Below are 18,253 nucleotides of genomic sequence, written 5' to 3'. Positions count from 1 at the left end.
AGCTTTAATCCTGCGCCTGGGGCAGCGTGATGACGACCCTGGCGCCTCTGCCGGGGTTCCCGGGCACCCTGTCCTCGATCCAGACTCTGCCGCCGTAGCGGCTGACGATCTTCTTCACAATATAGAGGCCTATGCCAGTCTGGCCGTCTTCTCGCCGGAAGACGCCCGACTTCAGCTCGTCGGGTATGCCCGGGCCGTTGTCCGACACTTCGATCTTGCAGGTGCCCATCCGGTCTTTTGTGCCCTTGATGTCGACGTCCACTGATTTGCCCGTCGAGTGCCTGGCGCTGTTGACGATGATGTTGCGCATAGCATAGTGGAACAGCGGGTCGACTTTGACGTCCTGCGGCAGCGCTTTTATGGTGACGGTCAGCTTGCGGCCGTATGGCTTCGCCAGGATTGTCGAATCCTCTATGGCCCGCTTCACCGATTCTTCCACCGGGATCGATCTGACCAGGGCGCCGTTGGCATCGCTGATCGTCCTGACCGTGTTAAGCGCCTCATCGCTGCCGTGGATTGCCCAGAGCACGTCCTCCGGAAGCTTTTCTCCGGCGCCCTGCTCCTGCCACGCCTGAATGATCCTGTTGTAGGCAGCAATCTCGTGGGCGAGCAGCTCCACGAAGAGCCGGGCCTGATCCGCCTGGGATGTCAGGTTTTCCTCCGACACCCGGACGTTGAGCGCGATAGCTATGTGGTTGCAGATCGTCTGCAGCGTATCCAGCTCCGAAGGGGTGAGCGCCCTTCCATGCAGGACTGTCAGCACACCTACCAGCCCGTCGTGATCGATCATCGGTGTGGCTACCACGAACTCGGCACCGATGCGCTCGATGGCATCCTTCACTGTCGTCATCAGCCCGTACTGCTCTATGGTGGTGACCATCTGCTCCCGGTGATATGCACATCGCCCGGCCATCGAGGGGGCATCCGGCGCTATCGGTCCGATGCTGATCATAGACTTCAGCTTCTCAGTCCAGCCTTTGCTGGCCAGCAGCTCGATCTCCTGGCCCCGGGCGACGTACCCTGCCAGGCCTGTGTAGCCGTAGGTCTCCTTGACGATCCACAGCACTTTCTCCAGCAGATCTTTAGGTGACTTCGTCTGGGTGGTGAGGCGGGAAATGTCATACAGCGTCCGCATCAGCGTCACATTTCGGAGCACGATAATCTCGCTCACCCGCTCTCCTCCCGGGCCCGTCATACGCTGGCACTCAACGGAGAAGAAGCGGCGCCTGCCCAGCCTGTCCCGGTCTTCCAGCACTTCACCATGCCTGCACACGTCGACCAGGCCAGAGAAAAGCTGGTTGAACATCATACCTACAGGCGAAGCACGGTGCGAAAAAAGCTCTATGAACGAGGGGCTCGCCCACACGATCATGCCATCCCTATCCACTACACACGTGCTGTTGTCAACGCTGGAGTCCATATACTAAGCAGTGATCACTATACCAATATTAATCTTTCACCGGGAGCTTGGCTTCGCTGCGCCATGACTACAATCGAGCGCAGAACCAGTCGTACAGGCAAGCGACTAATGGATAATATTGTGTCCTTGCTGGGTTAATATAATTAAATAATCGGACATATTTTCGTAATCTTTAAGCCTTGCCAGGGCTTATTGTACAATCGCAGTAATGCAAGTGACTCTTAGAATGAACACAGAAAATGTGGACGCCCGGACTGGAAAGTACCGTAGTTCAGCTATGAAGTTTCTTCCTTTGATCGTGCTCGCGATGATCTGGCTCTGGATACTCGTATTCGTCCTGATCGTGGGCTTGAATACATCGACTTTCCACTCCCTGTTCGGGTGGACGGCGATGTTCCCCGGGATATAACTTTTTCTTTTCTTCACCTTTACTGCATCAGGCTACTGGCATAATACATTCTCAGTAAAAATGGGAGGAGCGGGAGACGCTGAGGTGGACGACTCGCTGAGTTGCAGCTCTGCGACTGATGCACGTCTCCCGGTATGGATAGGCGGTTTGTTCCGTGCCGATTGCTTATCATGACCTGTCTGTAAGCGTTTTTGATGCCGCATCCCGCCGGATCGCCGTGTTTGCCCGAGGGGATGTGGCATCAGCGCTGGTTTGGTGTCGATAATGTTCGTGATACACCGAACATTCTATTATATGCGAACAATAGGTATATGTACCTTGCGGTTTAATCATTCTGCGGGGAGCGAACAGTTTGAAAAATGGGAACGTACAGGATCAGGTACCGATAGAACTTTTTGCCACCGACAGCGGTATTCGGGCTATCGACAGCCCTGTTCTCGTGAAAATTCTGGCCATGCTGAAAGAGCGGGAAATGCCGTTTGACGAGATCGTGGCAAATTCAGGCAAGGCTAAATCTACCATCTCCGTTCATCTCAACCGCATGATCGAGGCCGGAGTGATCGGCTCCCGGCTCGATCCGGATGACCGGCGAAAGAAGATCTTCTTCATCAATTCCAGCTACCTTGGAGGCCTCCAGAAAGAGGCAGGCATCGACGATGACATCAGGGACTACTTCACGAGGGCGAAAGGCGGATTGCCCGATATGTTCGCCTTCTACCGGCTCATGTTCAGAGCTATCCGGGTCGAACTATACCGGCAGGGCGTCAACATCGAGCCTATCCTGACCGATGCAGGGTACAAGATTGGACAGGCCCTCTACGAATCCGTCAGGAGCGACGATCTGGGAGAGATGCTCGGCAACATCGCCAGGTTCTGGTCAGATCACCAGCTCGGCCGGATGGTTGTGGCGTCGATGGACCCTCTGACAATCTACGTGTACGACTGTTTCGAGTGCGCCGACCTGCCCCAGCTCGGCCGCCCTGCGTGCGCTTTCGACATCGGCATTCTCAAGGCCATCTTCATCGCCCGCTTCGGTAAAGACCCAGGCATAAAAGAGATCGGGTGCTATGCGATGGGTGATGGCCGGTGCACCTTCGTGATCGGCGGACAGTAGGCCATTTCTTTTTTATGTCCTGGCGGCGCCCGACGTATCCGCGGACAATGCCTTTCGTGATATCGGACTACAGGAGTCCCATGAAAGCACGACATCTGCTGACTGCCTGCATTGCATTGATCACCGTCAGCGTCTTCGTTGTGCCCGGCACAGTTTACGCCGGAATCGACAGAGGCCTGGCTACAGAGCTATCCACCATCCTGCTACTGGCCGGGATCTTCTCCGCCATACTTACGGTAGAGCAGGATGCTAAGGAAGGGCGTGAGATCGATGATGAGGAGCGGCGATAGCCTCCCTATTCTTTTTTAAACCCCTGAAGCAGTCGATCCCTGATCGATAAAAAGAGTTATGCAATGTCTCTCGAGGTATCGATATACACCCGGTCCATGATCTTGAACCTGATATACTCGACGACGGGGGGCATGCCACGAATCTTCGGGATGGAGAGCTTGTTGCTGATCTTGTCACCCTTGAGGTCGGAGTCGATTGTGAATATGGTGTCACAGTACGTCTGTAACAGGTTCTCTATGCGCTCCGGGTGGACGCCTTTGATGATGAGTAGTATACAGGTGCTATCTCTGTCCACTACCATATCGTAGACTTTGTCAAGCAGCCTCTTCAGGATCGTCAGATCTATGCCCATATCAACCAGGAAGCTGAAGTTGTCGAAGATGATGGTGAAGGGCTCGGCGCAGCTAGTGTATATCTCGTCCAGCCTGGCATCGATGAACTCGATGACCCTGCGGTCGGCTTCCGCAATGTCCTGGGAAGAGACGTAGATATTGTCGTAGTACTCGCCGTGGACGTTGATGAACTCCAGGTTGTCCGGGGCAAAGTTAAGCTCCGCCATGTGCCGGAGGATGTGCGCCGGGTCGCGTCCCGTGGTGAAGTAAAACGTCTTTCTCGGGGTGGTGAACTCGTAGAGGAAAATCTCGGGCTGAGCTTTCGGATCAGCCCCGAAATAGACCAGAGAGCCTTTCGGTATGCCTCCTTTGAGCGTCCGGTCCAGGATGTTCATGCCGGTAGGCAGCCTGTTCGTGACTACTGCTTCCGGATTTTCCTGGGTAACCCCTGCTGTCTCCGCCTGTTCTTCGGTCATTTTGCGAAAGGTTTTCTGTCGCTATGCTATTTTTACTTTTTCGTTGGCTCCTTCCTTTCGTTCCCTTCATATGAATACTGTGAAGATCACGTAGGCGACGACCAGCATGATCAGCGAGTACTTGAGCCCTGACATCCACTTGCCTTCGCCCATCTGCCCTGCCAGCAGCCCTGCGAACAGGCCCTGGATTAGCGCAGCGTGGAAGAACAGCCTCACGTAGTCGTCGGGGTTGAACGCCTTGATGAAGGTCGCCTGAGATGCAGTCGCCCTTGCTGCCGAGCTGGTTGCCGCAGCCGTAGCACTGCCTGCTGCAGATGCCATCACCGGGATGAAGCTCGAGGTCAGCGTGTAGACGCAGTACAGGAACACGAGGAACGAGATGAAGATGATCACCACGTAGATGAGCATGCCGTCAAATCTTTCCTTCCGCATCAGCTCGTTAGCCCTGGCGTCGTTAGCGGCGATGTTCAGGACGTCCTTAATATCTCCGGAAGATTCGCTGGCTTTGGTGATCAGGGTGATCACCCTCGTGGACGACGATGTCCGCAGCGAGTTGGCGAACCTCTTGAGTGCGGTGCTCACGTCGGTGCCCCACTGCAGATCCTTGTGGATCTTCTGGACCTCCTTGCTCAGCGTGCCGAAGTTCGAGTTGGCGATCAGGTTGATCGACTGGGTGAGCGTCATGCCCGTCTCGTTGGTCGACGCCAGCTTCTTGAGGAAGTCGGGCATCTCAGAGGCGATCTTGCGCTCTCTCATGTTCTTCGACTCGTGGAAGAGGGCCAGCGGGGTCAGCGAGATGATCAGGAAATACACGATCAGGTCATCGAAGTAGCCGATGATCGGCCCGTAGATGATCAACGGGTCGGTAGTCCATTCAGCCTTGCCCATCGCCAGGTCCTTCTGGAAAGTGGCGACGTCCGCGAACGCCTGAGTCATGTTGCCGAACGTGAGCCCTATCAGCAGCAGCACGAAGATGATCGCTACGGGCACGCTGATGGCGAGAGCGTTGATCGGGTCTTTCTTGACCCATTCCAGAGGGTTCCTGGTGAACTGCTTGAACTTCAGGTTCTCTCTGGCCTTCTGCAGCTCGGCCGTCCTCTTTTTCTCGGTGTTTGCGTCAGCGGCGTTCTCCGGCAGCATGTCATACTGGCTGATCACCTGCACTTCGAACGGCCTGGGGGTTTCGTCGTCCTGCGGGGTCATCATGCTGATCATGACGATGAAGATCACCGAGCCCAGGGGCAGCACTGCGTAGATGATGATGTAGAGGATCATCGGGCTGCCGCCGTTCATGATGGTCATGACCGAGGACATGATGATGATGAAAAGCGGGCCTGCGACGAAACAGGTGACGTACGACTCTGCTATAAGGCCAAGGATTTCCAGGAACGACTTCTGGTCGAGGGCGATTCTCATCCTGTACTGCTCGACCTTGTTGTTCAGGTACGTCGTGACGTCGCCGCCGCTGTCGATTACCGAGAGGAGGTTGGACAGCAGGTCCTGGAGCAGGTCCGACGGCGTCTGGTTCGCGCAGTTGATCAGCGCGGCCCTCAGGTCGTTGCCGAAGTAGTCCATGTCACGGATGACGAAGCCTATCTCTCGGGAGACTTCCCCGTATGTAGTTTCAGCCTCGTAGAGCGAGCGCAGGATCGTGATGATGTCGGCGCCGCCCTTGGACATGGCGTACATGAACGTGACCGCAGACGGAAGGCCCTTGTTGATCCTGGACTTCCGGTCGCTGGCGTTGAACGACGGTATGAGCATGAAGGTGGAGAACGTTATAATACCGCCCAGCGCTCCCGCCAGTATCGTCGTTACCAGCAGTACGATAATGCCGGCGAACGGGAATATCCAGGACATGCTCTGGGGCATGTGCAGGTTGGTCGCGCCGACCGCGTCGATGATGACTCCCCGCAACAGGAAGCCTATGATGAGGCCGAGCATTGCGCCGACGATCGCGGCGATGACCGAGGATAGGTACGCGACAGAAACGTACACTTCGTACGACTGGGCCATGTGGGCCTGGCGTAGCTGCTTCTGTAGCTGGTAGTAGCGATCCTTCCGTTTTTTGACTTCGGGGCCAAAGATGACGTGTGCAATCTGGCTAAACTCGTCCATGTAATCAGTCCCTGATCTGCAGCTTCTCCAGGACTCTCTCCGGCTTGACAGCGTACGCCTGAATAATCGCCGCCACCTGGTGGAAGTCCCGGATGTTCTTCTTTACCATGTACTCGAGCACCCGCTGCCTGCGGTACAGCTCGATTTGCAGCTCCTTCTTGCTCCACGCCCTGCGCTGGGAAATCTCGGCAAGCACCTGAGACTCTCCCACGTGGTCGAACCGGTCAGTGGCCGAGTTCCAGACGAAGACGTCGTTCGTCCTGATGTTCCTCGTGTTCGGATCGATGTCCTGGATCTCCACGAGCTTCATGTTCCGGCGGACACGCTTGTTCTTGAGGTACGTCTGCGACTGGATGCTGATGATGTCCAGCGCTGTGATCATCGTCCTCGGCACGCTGATCGGCGGGTTTTCCAGACGGTGGATGGCCGACTCGACCGAATCTGCGTGCATCGTCGAGAACGTAGTGTGGCCAGTCGACATGGCCTGGAACAGAGTCAGGGCTTCCTTGCCTCTGACTTCGCCTACCAGCAGGTATTCCGGCCTCTGACGCAGCGCCGCTTTCAGCAGGGCGAACATCTCGATAGATCCCTTGCCGTCGGCCGTGAACGAGTCCCTGGTCAGGCCGGGAATCCAGTTCTGGTGCGGCAGCTTCAGCTCTCTGGTATCTTCCAGCGAGACGACCTTCGCCTTGGGCGGAATGAAAAGCGCCACGGCGTTCAGCGACGACGTCTTACCCGAAGCCGTGCCACCAGAGAAGATCAGGCTCTTGTTATTCTCGATGCAGAGCCAGAGGTATGCCATCGTCTCGGAAGAGAAGGTGTTCCAGGCGATGAGGTCCACCGGCGTGATGGGGATTTCCTTGAACTTACGGATGGTGAACGTGCTGCCCCTCGTGGTGATCTCCTTGCCCAGCGTCATCTGGATACGGGAGCCGTCGGGCATGGTTGCGTCGACCATGGGCTCGGCGATCGAGATATGCTTGCCGCATCTCTGGGCCAGCCTGATGACGAAGGAGTCGAGCTGTCTCTCGTTGAAGGTGATGTTCGTCATGATGTTCTCGTAGTTCTTGTGGTACAGGAACACCGGCGCATCAAAACCGTTGCACGAGATATCCTCGATGAAGTTGTCGTTCATGAGGGGCTCGATCTTGCCGACCTGGAGGTAGTCCCGGACAATGTAATAGATGAGCTTGTGGTAGGACTTGGTTTCTATCTTGCCGATGTAGTCCACGATGACTTCCGTCGTCTTGCGGACCAGCATCTCTCTTCTGTCGGACTTAGGATCAATGTTCTCTATGAGGAGGACGTCCTGCAGCCGCTGGTAAATGTCTTCGAGCAGCTCTTTCTCGAAGACCGTCAGCGTGGGCTCGCAGACGTAATACAGGTATGTGTTGGCCTTTTCATTGTAGAGGATGACGACGAATGTGTATGGCTCGATAACCCAGTAGCGCTCGATCTCCTCGTAGTCGGCGAGGCCGGTGAAAACCGCCATCGGCCCATGCTTCTCCGGGTCGTAGGGCTCGAACTCGATCTTTTTCTTGATTCTTTTGTCTGTCTTACCCTTCTTGACGCTGGCTTCTCCCCGCGCCTGCTCCTGGATGTCGGCACCCTTGGACCTGGAAATCAGCGTATTAAATTCGTCTATGATGTCTTCTTCGCTCTTGTTGTGCCTGATCGAGTCGATTTCCGCCGAGCTGATCAGGCGTTCTTCCTGCTTAGCCTGAGATTCAGGCATCCGCCTTGCTGGCGGCTCCGGCACGTACATCGTCGGGGCTGCCGGCGCCGGCTCGGGCGCAGGTATGGCAGATTCCTGCGTGGCGGTGTAAGTCTTGCTTAAAATTCTTCTCAGTTCCTCAGGCTCTTCTTCAACAGGTGCCTGAGGTTCAGCGATGACTTCGTCCGGCAGGTTAACCGGCTGCTCTTCTGCGGGGTAAGCAGGCTCGATTGTATCTACCGCAGTCACTGCAGAAGCGATCTGCTCTTCTGTACTGACAGGCACCTTCTCTGCTGCCTGTCCGGCCTGTTTCTTCTTAAGTAAACCGTAAAACGTTTTTTTGTCATCGTCGTGGGTATCGAAGTTAATACCTGGGTTACCGGTTCCTGTCACTCTACCCTCTCCGTAAAGGCTTTACTGCGCGCCGAACTCCGGCTAGTATTACGTAACCTCTGCACCGCCCCCACCAGCTTGTGAGCCAGTACCCCCGAACTGACTCACCGGTTATCGTAATAGTTATCGTAATATAACTTACTGCGTCTGGGGGTATATAAACTTAGTGTCAAAAAGAAATTTTTTTGGATGCATTAACAGAAGCAGGCAAAGATTATTCATCAACTGATAAAAATCTAATTACTTTTTTGAAACAAAGAAAAACATTTTTACCGGTTGAGCAAGGGGACCACTCCACCAGAATGGCCCCCCGCCCTCCCCCAAAACTATCCTACGATCTTCCAGTGCCCGCCGATGTTCACGACGTTCAGCTTACCGTTAAGCTCGAACACCGACAGCGGGGCAGGCTGGTACTGAACACTCGTCCACCTGGCGGCCACTACTTCCCTGCCGCCGATCTGCTGTTCCTCTCCTGTCCTGGTTGTCAGTACGTACTGTACCTTGGTAGCGCTTTCCGCGTTCCCGTACATCGCTCCGGTACCCTGGAGGAACTCCTTGTATGCGGAGCCGCTGAGCGGCTTGAACTTGCTGTCGGTGCCGTCGTAGGTTACGACGTAGCTCGAAGCGGTGGCGTTGTCACCCTGTTCCAGGCTGTCGAAAAACGCCTGGATGACTCTCTCAGGGGTGCTGTCTCTGTCGTTGGGGCCGTACGCGCTAATCAGATTGTACTCGTACACGGCATCCGGCATCTGGACTACGTACAGGACTGGAACTGGCATAGAGGGGTGCATATAATAATATACGCTCATGTTGATCAGCCCGTCCCCGTAGCCGATCATCCGCCCGGCGCCGTATACTGAGCAGTTATCGAACATGCCGGCGCTGGTATTGACTGTAGCGGTGCCGATCAGGGCGTAGGTCGCATCCAGGGAATTCCAGGCTTTGTCAGCCGTGGTCATGTTGAACGGCGGGTAACCACCGGTAATGATGAGGGTGGAGCTGTTAATAGCTGTGATGAGGACGTTGGTGGCGGCAGTCCTGTCCTTGTTGACCCAGACATTCGTCCTGACCGAGTTGTTGCCGTAGATTTCCTGGGTAGTGATCCTGTCTCCGTCCTTCTCGTTCCTGGCGGTGATTATTACGAGATCCCGGTGAGACACCGTGCCGCTTTCGTTCGCCGTGACGTCGTATCTGGCCATGCTGAATTTGGCCGGATCGAAAATGTCTTTACCATACAGCGTTGTCGTGTCATCTCTGTCGCCTGTGCATCCCGAGGATGCAACGGCCACTGCAACGATCGCTGTCAACAACACAAGATATATTACTGGTTTGCCTTTCCTCTCCATCCGCTTCACTCCTCCTCGCTTTCTGCCAGTAATCTGGCAACGGCATACGCCGGGAACACCCGGGACAAACGCTCGTCGGCCACGACTGAAAACGTCATGCCCATCTCGATGAGCGCATCTTTAACTATAAATGATCCAAGGCCGCAGATCGCCGCCTTCCTGATGTCATGCTGCTCCGAGACCGCGGTGACGGCAGCTTTGATCTCATCGATCTGGCGCCTGCGGGCCTGCTCTGCGATCTCTCTGACGTCGTCCATGCCTATCTCTTCCAGGTCACCGCAGACCACCCGGGCGATCCGCCGGGCGGCGCCCTCTACGTCCTTCGGTCCGCCATCGGGGGTATCGCAAGCGTAGTCCTCAGGGGATATCCGCCCGAGAAGCAGGTATACGTCTCCTGTAATGGCAAAAAGCTCCGACGCAGTCCTCACGGGCTTGCCTCTGACGATCACCGTGTGCAACAGGGCCGCGAGGTTCGTCCTGAGCGTGCCCGCGTAGATGAGCTCATTGTTTCCGAGGCGGCCGAAATCGGTCAGCATGGCTGCAGGCTCGCCTTCACGGACCGGGATGATGTCCGTGGTCGTGCTGCCGGTATCTATGAAAACAACGCTGCCATGGACCTTCCCCACGTACCTGGCCGAAGCCGACCAGTTAGCGGCAGAGAACAGGGTATGGTTCTCGGTGGTCTCATAAAACCGCCCGTCGTAGCCGTAGAACCGGGCGTCGGGGAAGACCTCTTTGACCACGGCCGAGATGTGGGCGATTCCGTCCCTCTTAGACGGATAGCAGTCTGCCAGCTCTCCGGTAATCGTAATGCCCACGGGGCCGCAGTCTTTCCCGGCATTGCGCCTGATCTGCTCCAGTGTGCCCTTCAGGTCCGCCCCTTTCCACAGCGGCAGATAGATGGTCTCAACGTATTTCCCGTCGGCAGACGCCGCCTTAGTATTTGCCCCGCCGATATCTATGCCCAGCGCTATAAAAATTCCTCCAGGTCTCTCTTGGTGAACGAATAAGTGCCTTTCCTGTGGATCTCCGGCGGCATCGCGCCAAAGTGGCCCATCAACATCAGATCGGCAACGTTGGCGTCGATCACATTCACGACACCGACGATAGTGGTAGTCGGCCTGGGATTGATGTCCACAATCCAGGGGTGCTTTCCGAAAACGACGTCCACGCCAAACAGCCCTCTGCAGCCTGCCATGTGGCCTGCCGTGACCGCCGCTCTGAAGATCTCCGCCGTTGCGGGGTGCGAGATGTTGACGTCATTGCCGTCGTAGTCGATGCCGTCATTGATATTTATATGCTGCCTGTTCAGGGTCAGCGGCAATATCCATCCCTTGCCGGCTGCCAGGGAAACGCTCAGGTGCTCGCCCTCCACGAACTCGGTCGAGATGTAGCCTTCTTTCTCTACCGGCCGGTCGGAGATGAAGATGCCCTCGGAGCCACAGCCTGTCCTGGGCTTGACCACACACTTCACCGGCTCATCCTCTCTCACGATGCGGGGGGCGTACAGGCCATTGTGCAAAAGAAGCTCGGTGGCTTCCTTTTTATCCGCGCACAGACGAGTTGCCGCAGGGCTGCTGCCCAGGTTAATGCAGTATTCCTCCAGCACTTCAGTATAGTCTGCCAGCACCTCGTCCGGCGCTATGACCAGCCCCGCGTCGCAGGCATCCGCCGTCCGCCTGAAATCCGCGTCAAAATCCGAAGGCACGGACACCGTACACCCGGCCGCCTCAAACGCCGCCTTCAGCGTCTTCAGCATTGCAGCCCCTTCTCTCCTCAGAGATGCATCCATGCCCGTGCACACCGAATATTCAGCCAGCATGACCTTCATAATAACACGGAGAGATGAGGGATGGACAGGTATAATAGCATTTCGGGTTAAGGCCAGTTTCATACTTTGCCTGCCAGTAACTATTATATCTCACCCGGACGAACTTAGGTCTGATGACGTACCGCATTTTGATCACCAACGACGACGGCGTGGCCTCGCCGGGGCTGATGGCAGTGTACGAGGCTGTGCGGTCTCTTGGCGAAGCTGTCATTGTGGCTCCGGCTTCCCAGCAGAGCGCTGTCGGGCGGTCGATGACGCTTTTTGAGCCGCTGCGGATAGAAAAGATGAACCTGCAGGGCACAATGGCTTATGCGGTCAACGGGACGCCGACGGACTCGGTGATCATGGGCATGTACGTGGTGATGGCGGACAGGAAGCCTGATCTGGTGATCTCCGGCATCAACATCGGGGAGAACCTGAGCGCGGAGGCAGTGACCACTTCGGGCACCATCGGCGCCGCGATGGAGGCGGCCAACCAGGGCGTGCCGGCGATTGCGGTGTCGATGCACGTCCTCGAGGAGGCGGATAAATTTGCGACAGCGGCGATGGCCCAGGATTATGCAGTGGCGCAGAGACTTATTGGAAAGCTGGCGAGGCAGGTGCTGGAGAATGGCCTGCCGGAAGGAGTCGATCTGCTCAACGTGAACATCCCTGCAGGCGCTACGCCTGAAACGCCCGTTGTCGTGACCCGGCTCGCCCGGCGGATGTACGACACCATCGTCCACCACCGGATGGACCCGAGAGGCAGGTCCTACTACTGGGTCGACGGCACCATCGTAGCCGATGCGCCCGAGGGCACTGACTTACACACAGTTCACCAGCGCAGGCAGGTCTCGATAACCCCTCTGCGCCTGGATATGACAGCTTGCGAGCAGACGGTCGAGATCGAGCGAATTATCCGGGATAACTGGTAGCTGTAAGCTTTATCGTGGAAAAAATTCCAACCTTGAAACCATGGATGAGCAAGTACTGTGCGATCAGGCGATTAAGGACTCAGCAGTCTTAGACCGGCTCTTGAACGATCTGCTGCCCGAAAACAAGGATAAGGATAAGCGTTTCAAGAGTTTTAATGCTCTGATGCTCGTCAGCGAGAGCCGCCCGGAGCTACTATACGAGCGGTGGGATTTTCTGGCCGGACTGCTGCGGAGCGGCAACACGAACTCTAAGTACAATTCCCTCTTCCTCCTGGCCAACCTGGCGGCCGTCGACGAGCGAGGCATCTTCGAAAGCATTTTCGACGACTACTTCGGCCTGCTGGCCGACGAGAAGACCAGTATTGCAGCCCACATCGCCGGCAGCGCGGGCAAGATCGCCCGGGCAAAGCCGGTGTTGCAGTCGAGGATCACCGGGAAGCTGTTAGATCTGGGCGGCGAAGAGTTCGACCACAAGCGCCAGGCCCTGATCGCCGGCTACGCTATCGAGTCCCTGGCCGAATACTTCGAGGCGTCGCAGGACAAGGCCCTGATTATCGAGTTCGCCAGAAGCTGGCTGCAGTGCGAGAGCCCGAAGACTCGGAAGATAGCTAAAAAGTTCCTGGAAGCCCATGGCAGCTAAGCCGGGCGTCAGCGCGCTTCGCTTTTTACCCTTTTGATCGACTTCCGGGCGGCGAGGTACAGGCCTATGAGCAGAATCGCCACCAGTACTGCCACAGCCACGATGATGAAGGAGATATTCTGGCCGAAGTCCAGCGACAGGGATAAGATGGCTATCACTGCGAGCACGCCGATGACGAAAAACAGCAGCGTATCGGCGATGAGCACGATGAACTCCTGCGATCTGATGCCACTGAAGAGTTGCTCGAACCGGAAGCCGGGAGTCAGATTTTCCTTTTCGACCATAGACAGAGATAAAACTGGCAAATTTATAGCTGTTATCCGCGCATAACCCGTAGCGATTATCTTCGAGCTACGACGGAGCAGCTACACTACGCATGAACTATGCTTCAAAACCCCATCTTTCCGGGGTTCATAATATTAAGAGGGTCGACAGCCTTCTTGATGGCGCGCATGATCTCGTGGCCTCTGCCGTATATCCTCGGCATGTAGTCTCCCCTGATGACGCCGATGCCGTGTTCCCCGGACAGCGTGCCGCCGGCTTCGAGGACTGCGTCGTATATCTCGTCCTTAACGGCGTGGACTTTCTTCCATTCGCCCTCGTCCAGCAGGTCGATCGCGATCCCTGTGTGGAGGTCGCCGTCGCCTATGTGTCCGAAGACGACCAGGTCGAGGCCGTGCCTTTCGCTGATCTGCCGGATCTTCCGCAGCATCCGGGGGACGTCTTTGATCGGCATGCCTATATCCTCTGCCTCGTATATCGCCACTTTTCCCGGGCTCAGACGGCTGATGATCACGCTGACCAGCCGCCTCGTAGTCCAGATCCGCTCGACTTCAGCGCTGTCTCTGGCAATCGTCGTGGCGCCGCCGCACCTGCGGCAGATCCCGGAGATGAGGGCGGCTTCCCTCGACGTACTTTCCCGGTAGCCGTCGACCTCGAAGATGAGCATCGCCTCGCCTTCGGGGACTTCCATCTCTGGCTGGTACTTCCTGATCGCGCGGAGAGCGCTGGCATCCATTATCTCCATGGCTGCCGGCGTCACGCCTGCCTTCAGTACTTCGACCGCCGCCGTTCCCGCATCCTCCAGCCGGGCGAAAGCTGCGGTGATGACTGACTTAGTCTCGGGCAGCGCACATATGCGGAGCCTGGCTTTGGTGATGATCCCCAGCGTCCCTTCGCTGCCGACGTACAGCCTTGTGAGATCGTACCCGGCCGAAGTCTTGGGCGCCTTGCAGCCGGTGTGGATGATCTCCCCGTCCGGGAGCACTACTTCTAAGTCCAGCACGTAGTCTTTGACAGTGCCATACTTGACCGAGTGCATCCCGCTCCCGCCGTTTCCTATCAGACCCCCGAGGCTGCACATCTCGCTGCTGCCCGGGTCGGGCGGAAAAAAGAAGCCGTGCTTCGCCAGCTCTCTATTGAGGTGGCCGTGGATGATCCCGGGCTCGATCAGGACTTGCATGTTCTCCAGGTCGATATCCAGGATGCGGTTCATTCCGGTCATGTCCAGCACGATGCCACCCTGGACCGGCACCGCTCCACCCGTGAGCCCGCTCGCCGAGCCCCGGGGCACGATAGGTATCCGGTGCGCGGCGGCAAGCTTTACCACTGCCGATACTTCCTCTGCCGTTTTAGGCCTCACCACGTAGTCCGCCTTACCTCTGACGTACGACGAGTCGAATGAATAGCAATAGAGTTCTGCCTCGTCAGAAGAAGCCCTGTCCGTGCCGACGATGTTCTGGAGTTCGGTAAGCATGTGGCTGCACCCTGATTGCTTATACTATAAAAATAGTAATCTAAATATATAAATGTTTATTTACCCGGTGATGGCCGGGAACGTGCCCGGCGCTTAACGCCTCGGTTTTTAATCGCAAAGGTGCAAGGTCGCAAAGGCGCAAAGATAATACTAATTTTTTGCGTCGCATGAAAACATTTCAATGTTCAGACTTGAGCGTACTGCTGCTCATTGATCGGACTCCTATGAAAAACTTGTTGTTTCGGCGAGGGTTGAAATGCCGCCAAGCTCGCCAAGGGGCCAAGCACGCCAAGGACTTTTTCGATCGGAATTGTGTCGATCATAAAAAATATTGCCTGGCGTTCTATGAAAAATTAGCACTTGGCGAGCTTGGCTCCTTGGCGGGCTTGGCGGTATTTTCGACTCACACAGGGCCAACTTTCGATTTTTCATAGCCTCTACCTGAAAATCCCCATTTATCATCCAGCGAGTGCTTGGCGGTATTTTCGACTCACACAGGGCCAACTTTCGATTTTTTATCTCTTATACCTGATCGAGATTCCTTTCATCATCCAACTCTTTAAATATTCGCGATTTAAGTACGAGGCGGCTTGTCGCCGGGCATTTGTCGTCTCGACTATTTCATCGCATCCTTAAACTCTTTATAAATCTCAGCAATCGTATGATGCCACTCGAACGAGTTGAGCATCCGTTGATAAGCTCTCTGTCTGGCGTACTCATCCTCTTCGAAGGCGATGCCGTCGTAATTGACTCTGGACAGGTACAGTCCCCCGGGGGCGGCGGGCGGTATGCCTTCCCGGTACTCCGGGTCGAACATCTTCTCTATCCAGCCGTCGGGCCGCTTGTTTTCGCCTACGAGGCGCAGCGCTGTCACGATCTTACGCACCATGTTCCACAGGAATGAGTCGGCCTCGATGTCGATGATGTAAAAGTCGCCCCGCTTTGCGATGTCGAGCCTGGTGACTGTCCTGACCGGGTACTTGCCGGCCTCTACGCTGGAGAAGTTGGTGAAGTCGTGGGTGCCCAAAAACCGGGACGAGCACTCCTTCAGGCGGCGCTCGATCACGTCTGGTGCATATAATATATATCTGTATTCCCGGCTTGTGGCGTGCCGCCGGGGGTCGAAGTCGTCGGGTACTTCTGCCCTGGCGTAAGCCCAGAGATCTTTGGGCAGCTTCGAATTGATAATTCGGGGGGCGGTCAGCTTTGGGTCCGCCTGCTCGAAGGCGACTACCTGCCCGAGGGCGTGAACGCCCGCGTCTGTCCGGCCTGCCATGGCGATCTTAGTCCCGAGTTTAATTGCTCCCGCTTCTTCCAGGGCTTTTCTCAGCTCACTCTCCACCGTGGGCAGGCCTGGCTGGGCCTGGGAGCCGTAAAAATTGGTCCCGACGTAGGCGATCTTCAGCGCAGTCTTCACTGCTTTTCCCTCTGCTGCTGTTGCTGCTCTGGCTTCCGCACGCTTAGCAGGTATAATGCGGCGACCAGCACTACGACTAGCACGGCAGTGATCGCCATCTCTTCCACCGGGATGTGCTCGACTCCGAAGACCAGCACCCGCCGGATCATGGCGGTCAGGCCGGCAGCGATGATCAGGCGTATGTCCAGCCTGTGGCTGCGGATGAAGACTACGACCGTCTGGATCAGCTCTACGAGGATGAGGATGACCAGCAGGTCGTTGAGCGACATGTATATAGTGTCGATTGTCATGTGGCCGCTCACGAGGCCCGAAAGGTCCCGGGCCACGATAAAGAAGGACGCTATCGCCATAATGATGAGGAAGAGGGCGACCAGGAGGTAAATGGCTGACTCCACCTTATCGATCGCTTCCGCGATGATGCTGCTGAAATTCCTGCTGCCATCAGTCATGTTTTTCACCGCCTTTCGTTTTTCGGGTATCTGCCCTGCCGATCATAAAGATTCCCAGGAGCAGCACAAACAGCAGTATGGCTGTCATTGCCGTATCCTCCCAGGGCTTGGGGGTGGCGCCGAAGACCAGCACTCGCCTGATCACTGCTGTCAGGCCTACTGCGAGGACCAGTCTCGTATCGATCGCGTGGGTCTTAATATACACGTTAAGCGTCTGGATCAGGCCTGTGATGACGAAGACTACCATCAGGTTTTCCAGGGCTTTGTCCACGAGGAGGATGCTGGCAGGCTCTCTGACGAAGTTCATCATGTCCTGGGCCACGATGTAGAATGCCATAAATGCCATAAGGATCAGGAAGACCGCTACCAGCAGGTATATGGCGGACTGGACTACGTCCAGGGTTTTTCCTATCGTGTTGCTGTATTTGCTTTCCGGGCTTTTAACGGTACTATCGGCAGCCATTGCAAATCAGGTTATATTGTCTGCAATAATATAAAGGTTGGGCTGCTATCGGTTATCCTGAGCCTTTTCAGGCAAAAAAGAATTGTGCGCAGGGGATGCCTGCGCGATGGTAGAGAATTTTACTCGGGCTTGAGCATGAGCTGGGTCTTGGAGAGGACCTTGCCGTCTGCTGCGTGGGGCGTCCTGAGGATGGCGTCGGTAGCCTTCTCGAGCTCCCTTGCCTCGTCGGACAGCTTGGCTGCCTCTCTGAGCAGCTCGTGAGCGCTGGCGACGGTGGGGATGTACTGCTCCATTTCCTTCTGCATGAAGCAGCCCTGGAGGTCGATGTCTGCGACTTTCTCGGCGGCGACGAACGCTGCCATGGCCTTGGCCTTGGCGTACGGGTTCTTGTAGCCGGCGGCTGCGACAGCCTTGTCAGCGGAGATGACGATCTGGGGCAGAGCGGGGGTCTGGCCTGCGGCAAAGCCCTCGATGACTGCGTCGAGCTCCTTCTGGATGAGCCTGACGACGCCGGTGTTGGCGAGCACCTTGAGGACGTCTGCGTTGAACAGGACCATTTCAGTGGGGTCCAGGAACTGCCTGCGGGCGCCGATCATGGGGTCGCACTTCACGACGAAGTAGCCGAAGCCCTTTGCCTTGAGGTCGTCCTTGATCTTGAGCACGGGGGAGTCCGAGATCACTATGGTCGGGATACCGGCTTCCTTCAGCATCTCCCTGGCCTTGGTCGGGCCCGGAACGGTTGCGTTGGGGCTGATGACGATGCAGAACTGGGGCTTGAAGTCGATGATCTTCTTCATTTCCTCTGCTTCTGCCTCGCCCATCTTGGCGCCGGCGCCTACTGTCCTGACGTAGATGTCACGGTCTGCGCGCTCATCAAGCACCAGGTCGATGAACCTGGAAGTACCAATGTTACCTAACTTAACAATGCCTACTCTTACGGTCATAATAATCTTGTAAAAGATTGATGAAAAGTCGATATATAACTTTCTACTTGGAGGGGCGACGATTGTGTCGTAATCGCTATCTTTAGCAGCCAGTGTTCTTGCCCTGTCATGAAACCCGGCTTAAAAGCGCAACATTAATATACTAACACTTAACGATAGCCGGGTCTTTTATCGGCCTGCCCAAAATCGCCCCATATTATTCAGCAGGCGCCCTGTATGAAGCCGT

Annotated in this window: 18 protein-coding genes; 5 read left to right on the top strand and 13 right to left on the bottom strand. The window is 56.1% G+C overall.

Going from position 1 to position 18,253, the window contains the following annotated elements; translation table 11 throughout:
• Positions 1 to 4: 4 nt before the first annotated feature.
• Positions 5 to 1,420, bottom strand: coding sequence for an ATP-binding protein (locus tag RCI_RS04685; RefSeq protein WP_012035251.1), 1,416 nt, complete (start codon positions 1,418 to 1,420; stop codon positions 5 to 7).
• 226 nt (positions 1,421 to 1,646) lie between these two features.
• On the opposite strand from RCI_RS04685, the gene RCI_RS04680 reads away from it, so the two are divergent.
• The 3 genes from RCI_RS04680 to RCI_RS04670 all read left to right on the top strand — a co-directional run bounded on the left by RCI_RS04680 (position 1,647) and on the right by RCI_RS04670 (position 3,233).
• Positions 1,647 to 1,829 (top strand): hypothetical protein, encoded by a 183-nt coding sequence (locus RCI_RS04680; RefSeq protein WP_148266526.1) that lies wholly within the window; start codon positions 1,647 to 1,649, stop codon positions 1,827 to 1,829.
• Positions 1,830 to 2,181: 352 nt separating this feature from the next.
• Positions 2,182 to 2,943, top strand: coding sequence for a V4R domain-containing protein (locus tag RCI_RS04675; protein ID WP_012035249.1), 762 nt, complete (start codon positions 2,182 to 2,184; stop codon positions 2,941 to 2,943).
• An 80-nt stretch (positions 2,944 to 3,023) separates the two neighbouring features.
• Positions 3,024 to 3,233, top strand: a complete 210-nt coding sequence (locus RCI_RS04670) for a hypothetical protein (RefSeq protein WP_158308870.1) — start codon at positions 3,024 to 3,026, stop codon at positions 3,231 to 3,233.
• 56 nt (positions 3,234 to 3,289) lie between these two features.
• Here the strand turns inward: RCI_RS04670 and RCI_RS04665 are convergent, their stop codons facing one another.
• The 6 genes from RCI_RS04665 to RCI_RS04640 form a co-directional block, all read right to left on the bottom strand.
• Complete coding sequence (locus RCI_RS04665) at positions 3,290 to 4,042, bottom strand: RAD55 family ATPase (protein ID WP_012035247.1); 753 nt, start codon at positions 4,040 to 4,042, stop codon at positions 3,290 to 3,292.
• Between the two features lie 66 nt (positions 4,043 to 4,108).
• A complete protein-coding gene (locus RCI_RS04660) occupies positions 4,109 to 6,160 on the bottom strand; it encodes a type II secretion system F family protein (RefSeq protein ID WP_012035246.1) in 2,052 nt (683 codons plus the stop codon).
• A gap of 4 nt (positions 6,161 to 6,164) precedes the next feature.
• Positions 6,165 to 8,267: a type II/IV secretion system ATPase subunit gene (locus tag RCI_RS04655; RefSeq protein WP_012035245.1), complete on the bottom strand. Its 2,103-nt coding sequence runs from the start codon at positions 8,265 to 8,267 to the stop codon at positions 6,165 to 6,167.
• Positions 8,268 to 8,593: 326 nt separating this feature from the next.
• Positions 8,594 to 9,622, bottom strand: a complete 1,029-nt coding sequence (locus RCI_RS04650) for a hypothetical protein (protein ID WP_012035244.1) — start codon at positions 9,620 to 9,622, stop codon at positions 8,594 to 8,596.
• Positions 9,619 to 10,569: a hydantoinase/oxoprolinase family protein gene (locus RCI_RS04645; protein WP_231844975.1), complete on the bottom strand. Its 951-nt coding sequence runs from the start codon at positions 10,567 to 10,569 to the stop codon at positions 9,619 to 9,621. The genes RCI_RS04650 and RCI_RS04645 overlap by 4 nt, the downstream gene beginning before the upstream one ends.
• A 14-nt stretch (positions 10,570 to 10,583) precedes the next feature.
• Positions 10,584 to 11,444, bottom strand: a complete 861-nt coding sequence (locus RCI_RS04640; RefSeq protein WP_012035242.1) for an ATP-grasp domain-containing protein — start codon at positions 11,442 to 11,444, stop codon at positions 10,584 to 10,586.
• A 113-nt stretch (positions 11,445 to 11,557) separates the two neighbouring features.
• Here RCI_RS04640 and surE point away from each other — a divergent pair, with 113 nt between their 5' ends.
• Positions 11,558 to 12,358: a 5'/3'-nucleotidase SurE gene (surE, locus tag RCI_RS04635; RefSeq protein ID WP_012035241.1), complete on the top strand. Its 801-nt coding sequence runs from the start codon at positions 11,558 to 11,560 to the stop codon at positions 12,356 to 12,358.
• Between the two features lie 40 nt (positions 12,359 to 12,398).
• The gene (locus RCI_RS04630) at positions 12,399 to 12,998 is read left to right on the top strand and encodes a hypothetical protein (RefSeq protein WP_012035240.1); all 600 of its coding nucleotides are present in this window, start codon (positions 12,399 to 12,401) and stop codon (positions 12,996 to 12,998) included.
• Positions 12,999 to 13,006: 8 nt separating this feature from the next.
• On the opposite strand, the gene RCI_RS04625 is transcribed toward RCI_RS04630, so the two are convergent.
• The 6 genes from RCI_RS04625 to RCI_RS04600 all read right to left on the bottom strand — a co-directional run bounded on the left by RCI_RS04625 (position 13,007) and on the right by RCI_RS04600 (position 18,027).
• Positions 13,007 to 13,282: a hypothetical protein gene (locus RCI_RS04625; protein WP_048198041.1), complete on the bottom strand. Its 276-nt coding sequence runs from the start codon at positions 13,280 to 13,282 to the stop codon at positions 13,007 to 13,009.
• 104 nt (positions 13,283 to 13,386) lie between these two features.
• Complete coding sequence (locus RCI_RS04620) at positions 13,387 to 14,754, bottom strand: FAD-binding oxidoreductase (RefSeq protein ID WP_012035238.1); 1,368 nt, start codon at positions 14,752 to 14,754, stop codon at positions 13,387 to 13,389.
• A 616-nt stretch (positions 14,755 to 15,370) separates the two neighbouring features.
• Positions 15,371 to 16,171: a tRNA pseudouridine(38-40) synthase TruA gene (gene truA, locus RCI_RS04615; RefSeq protein ID WP_012035236.1), complete on the bottom strand. Its 801-nt coding sequence runs from the start codon at positions 16,169 to 16,171 to the stop codon at positions 15,371 to 15,373.
• Complete coding sequence (locus RCI_RS04610; RefSeq protein WP_048198039.1) at positions 16,168 to 16,620, bottom strand: phosphate-starvation-inducible PsiE family protein; 453 nt, start codon at positions 16,618 to 16,620, stop codon at positions 16,168 to 16,170. The genes truA and RCI_RS04610 overlap by 4 nt, the downstream gene beginning before the upstream one ends.
• Positions 16,613 to 17,083, bottom strand: a complete 471-nt coding sequence (locus RCI_RS04605; RefSeq protein ID WP_012035234.1) for a phosphate-starvation-inducible PsiE family protein — start codon at positions 17,081 to 17,083, stop codon at positions 16,613 to 16,615. Before RCI_RS04605 ends, RCI_RS04610 begins: the two co-directional genes overlap by 8 nt.
• Before the next feature lie 119 nt (positions 17,084 to 17,202).
• Entirely contained in the window at positions 17,203 to 18,027 is an 825-nt protein-coding gene (locus RCI_RS04600) for a F420-dependent methylenetetrahydromethanopterin dehydrogenase (RefSeq protein WP_012035233.1), read from the bottom strand.
• Positions 18,028 to 18,253: the final 226 nt, after the last annotated feature.

Origin of the sequence: Methanocella arvoryzae MRE50, from assembly GCF_000063445.1 — an archaeon.
Classification (GTDB): Archaea; Halobacteriota; Methanocellia; order Methanocellales; family Methanocellaceae; genus Methanocella_A; species Methanocella_A arvoryzae.
Note: the sequence above shows the minus strand (reverse complement) of the source record. Positions and strands in the feature narration are given on the sequence as shown.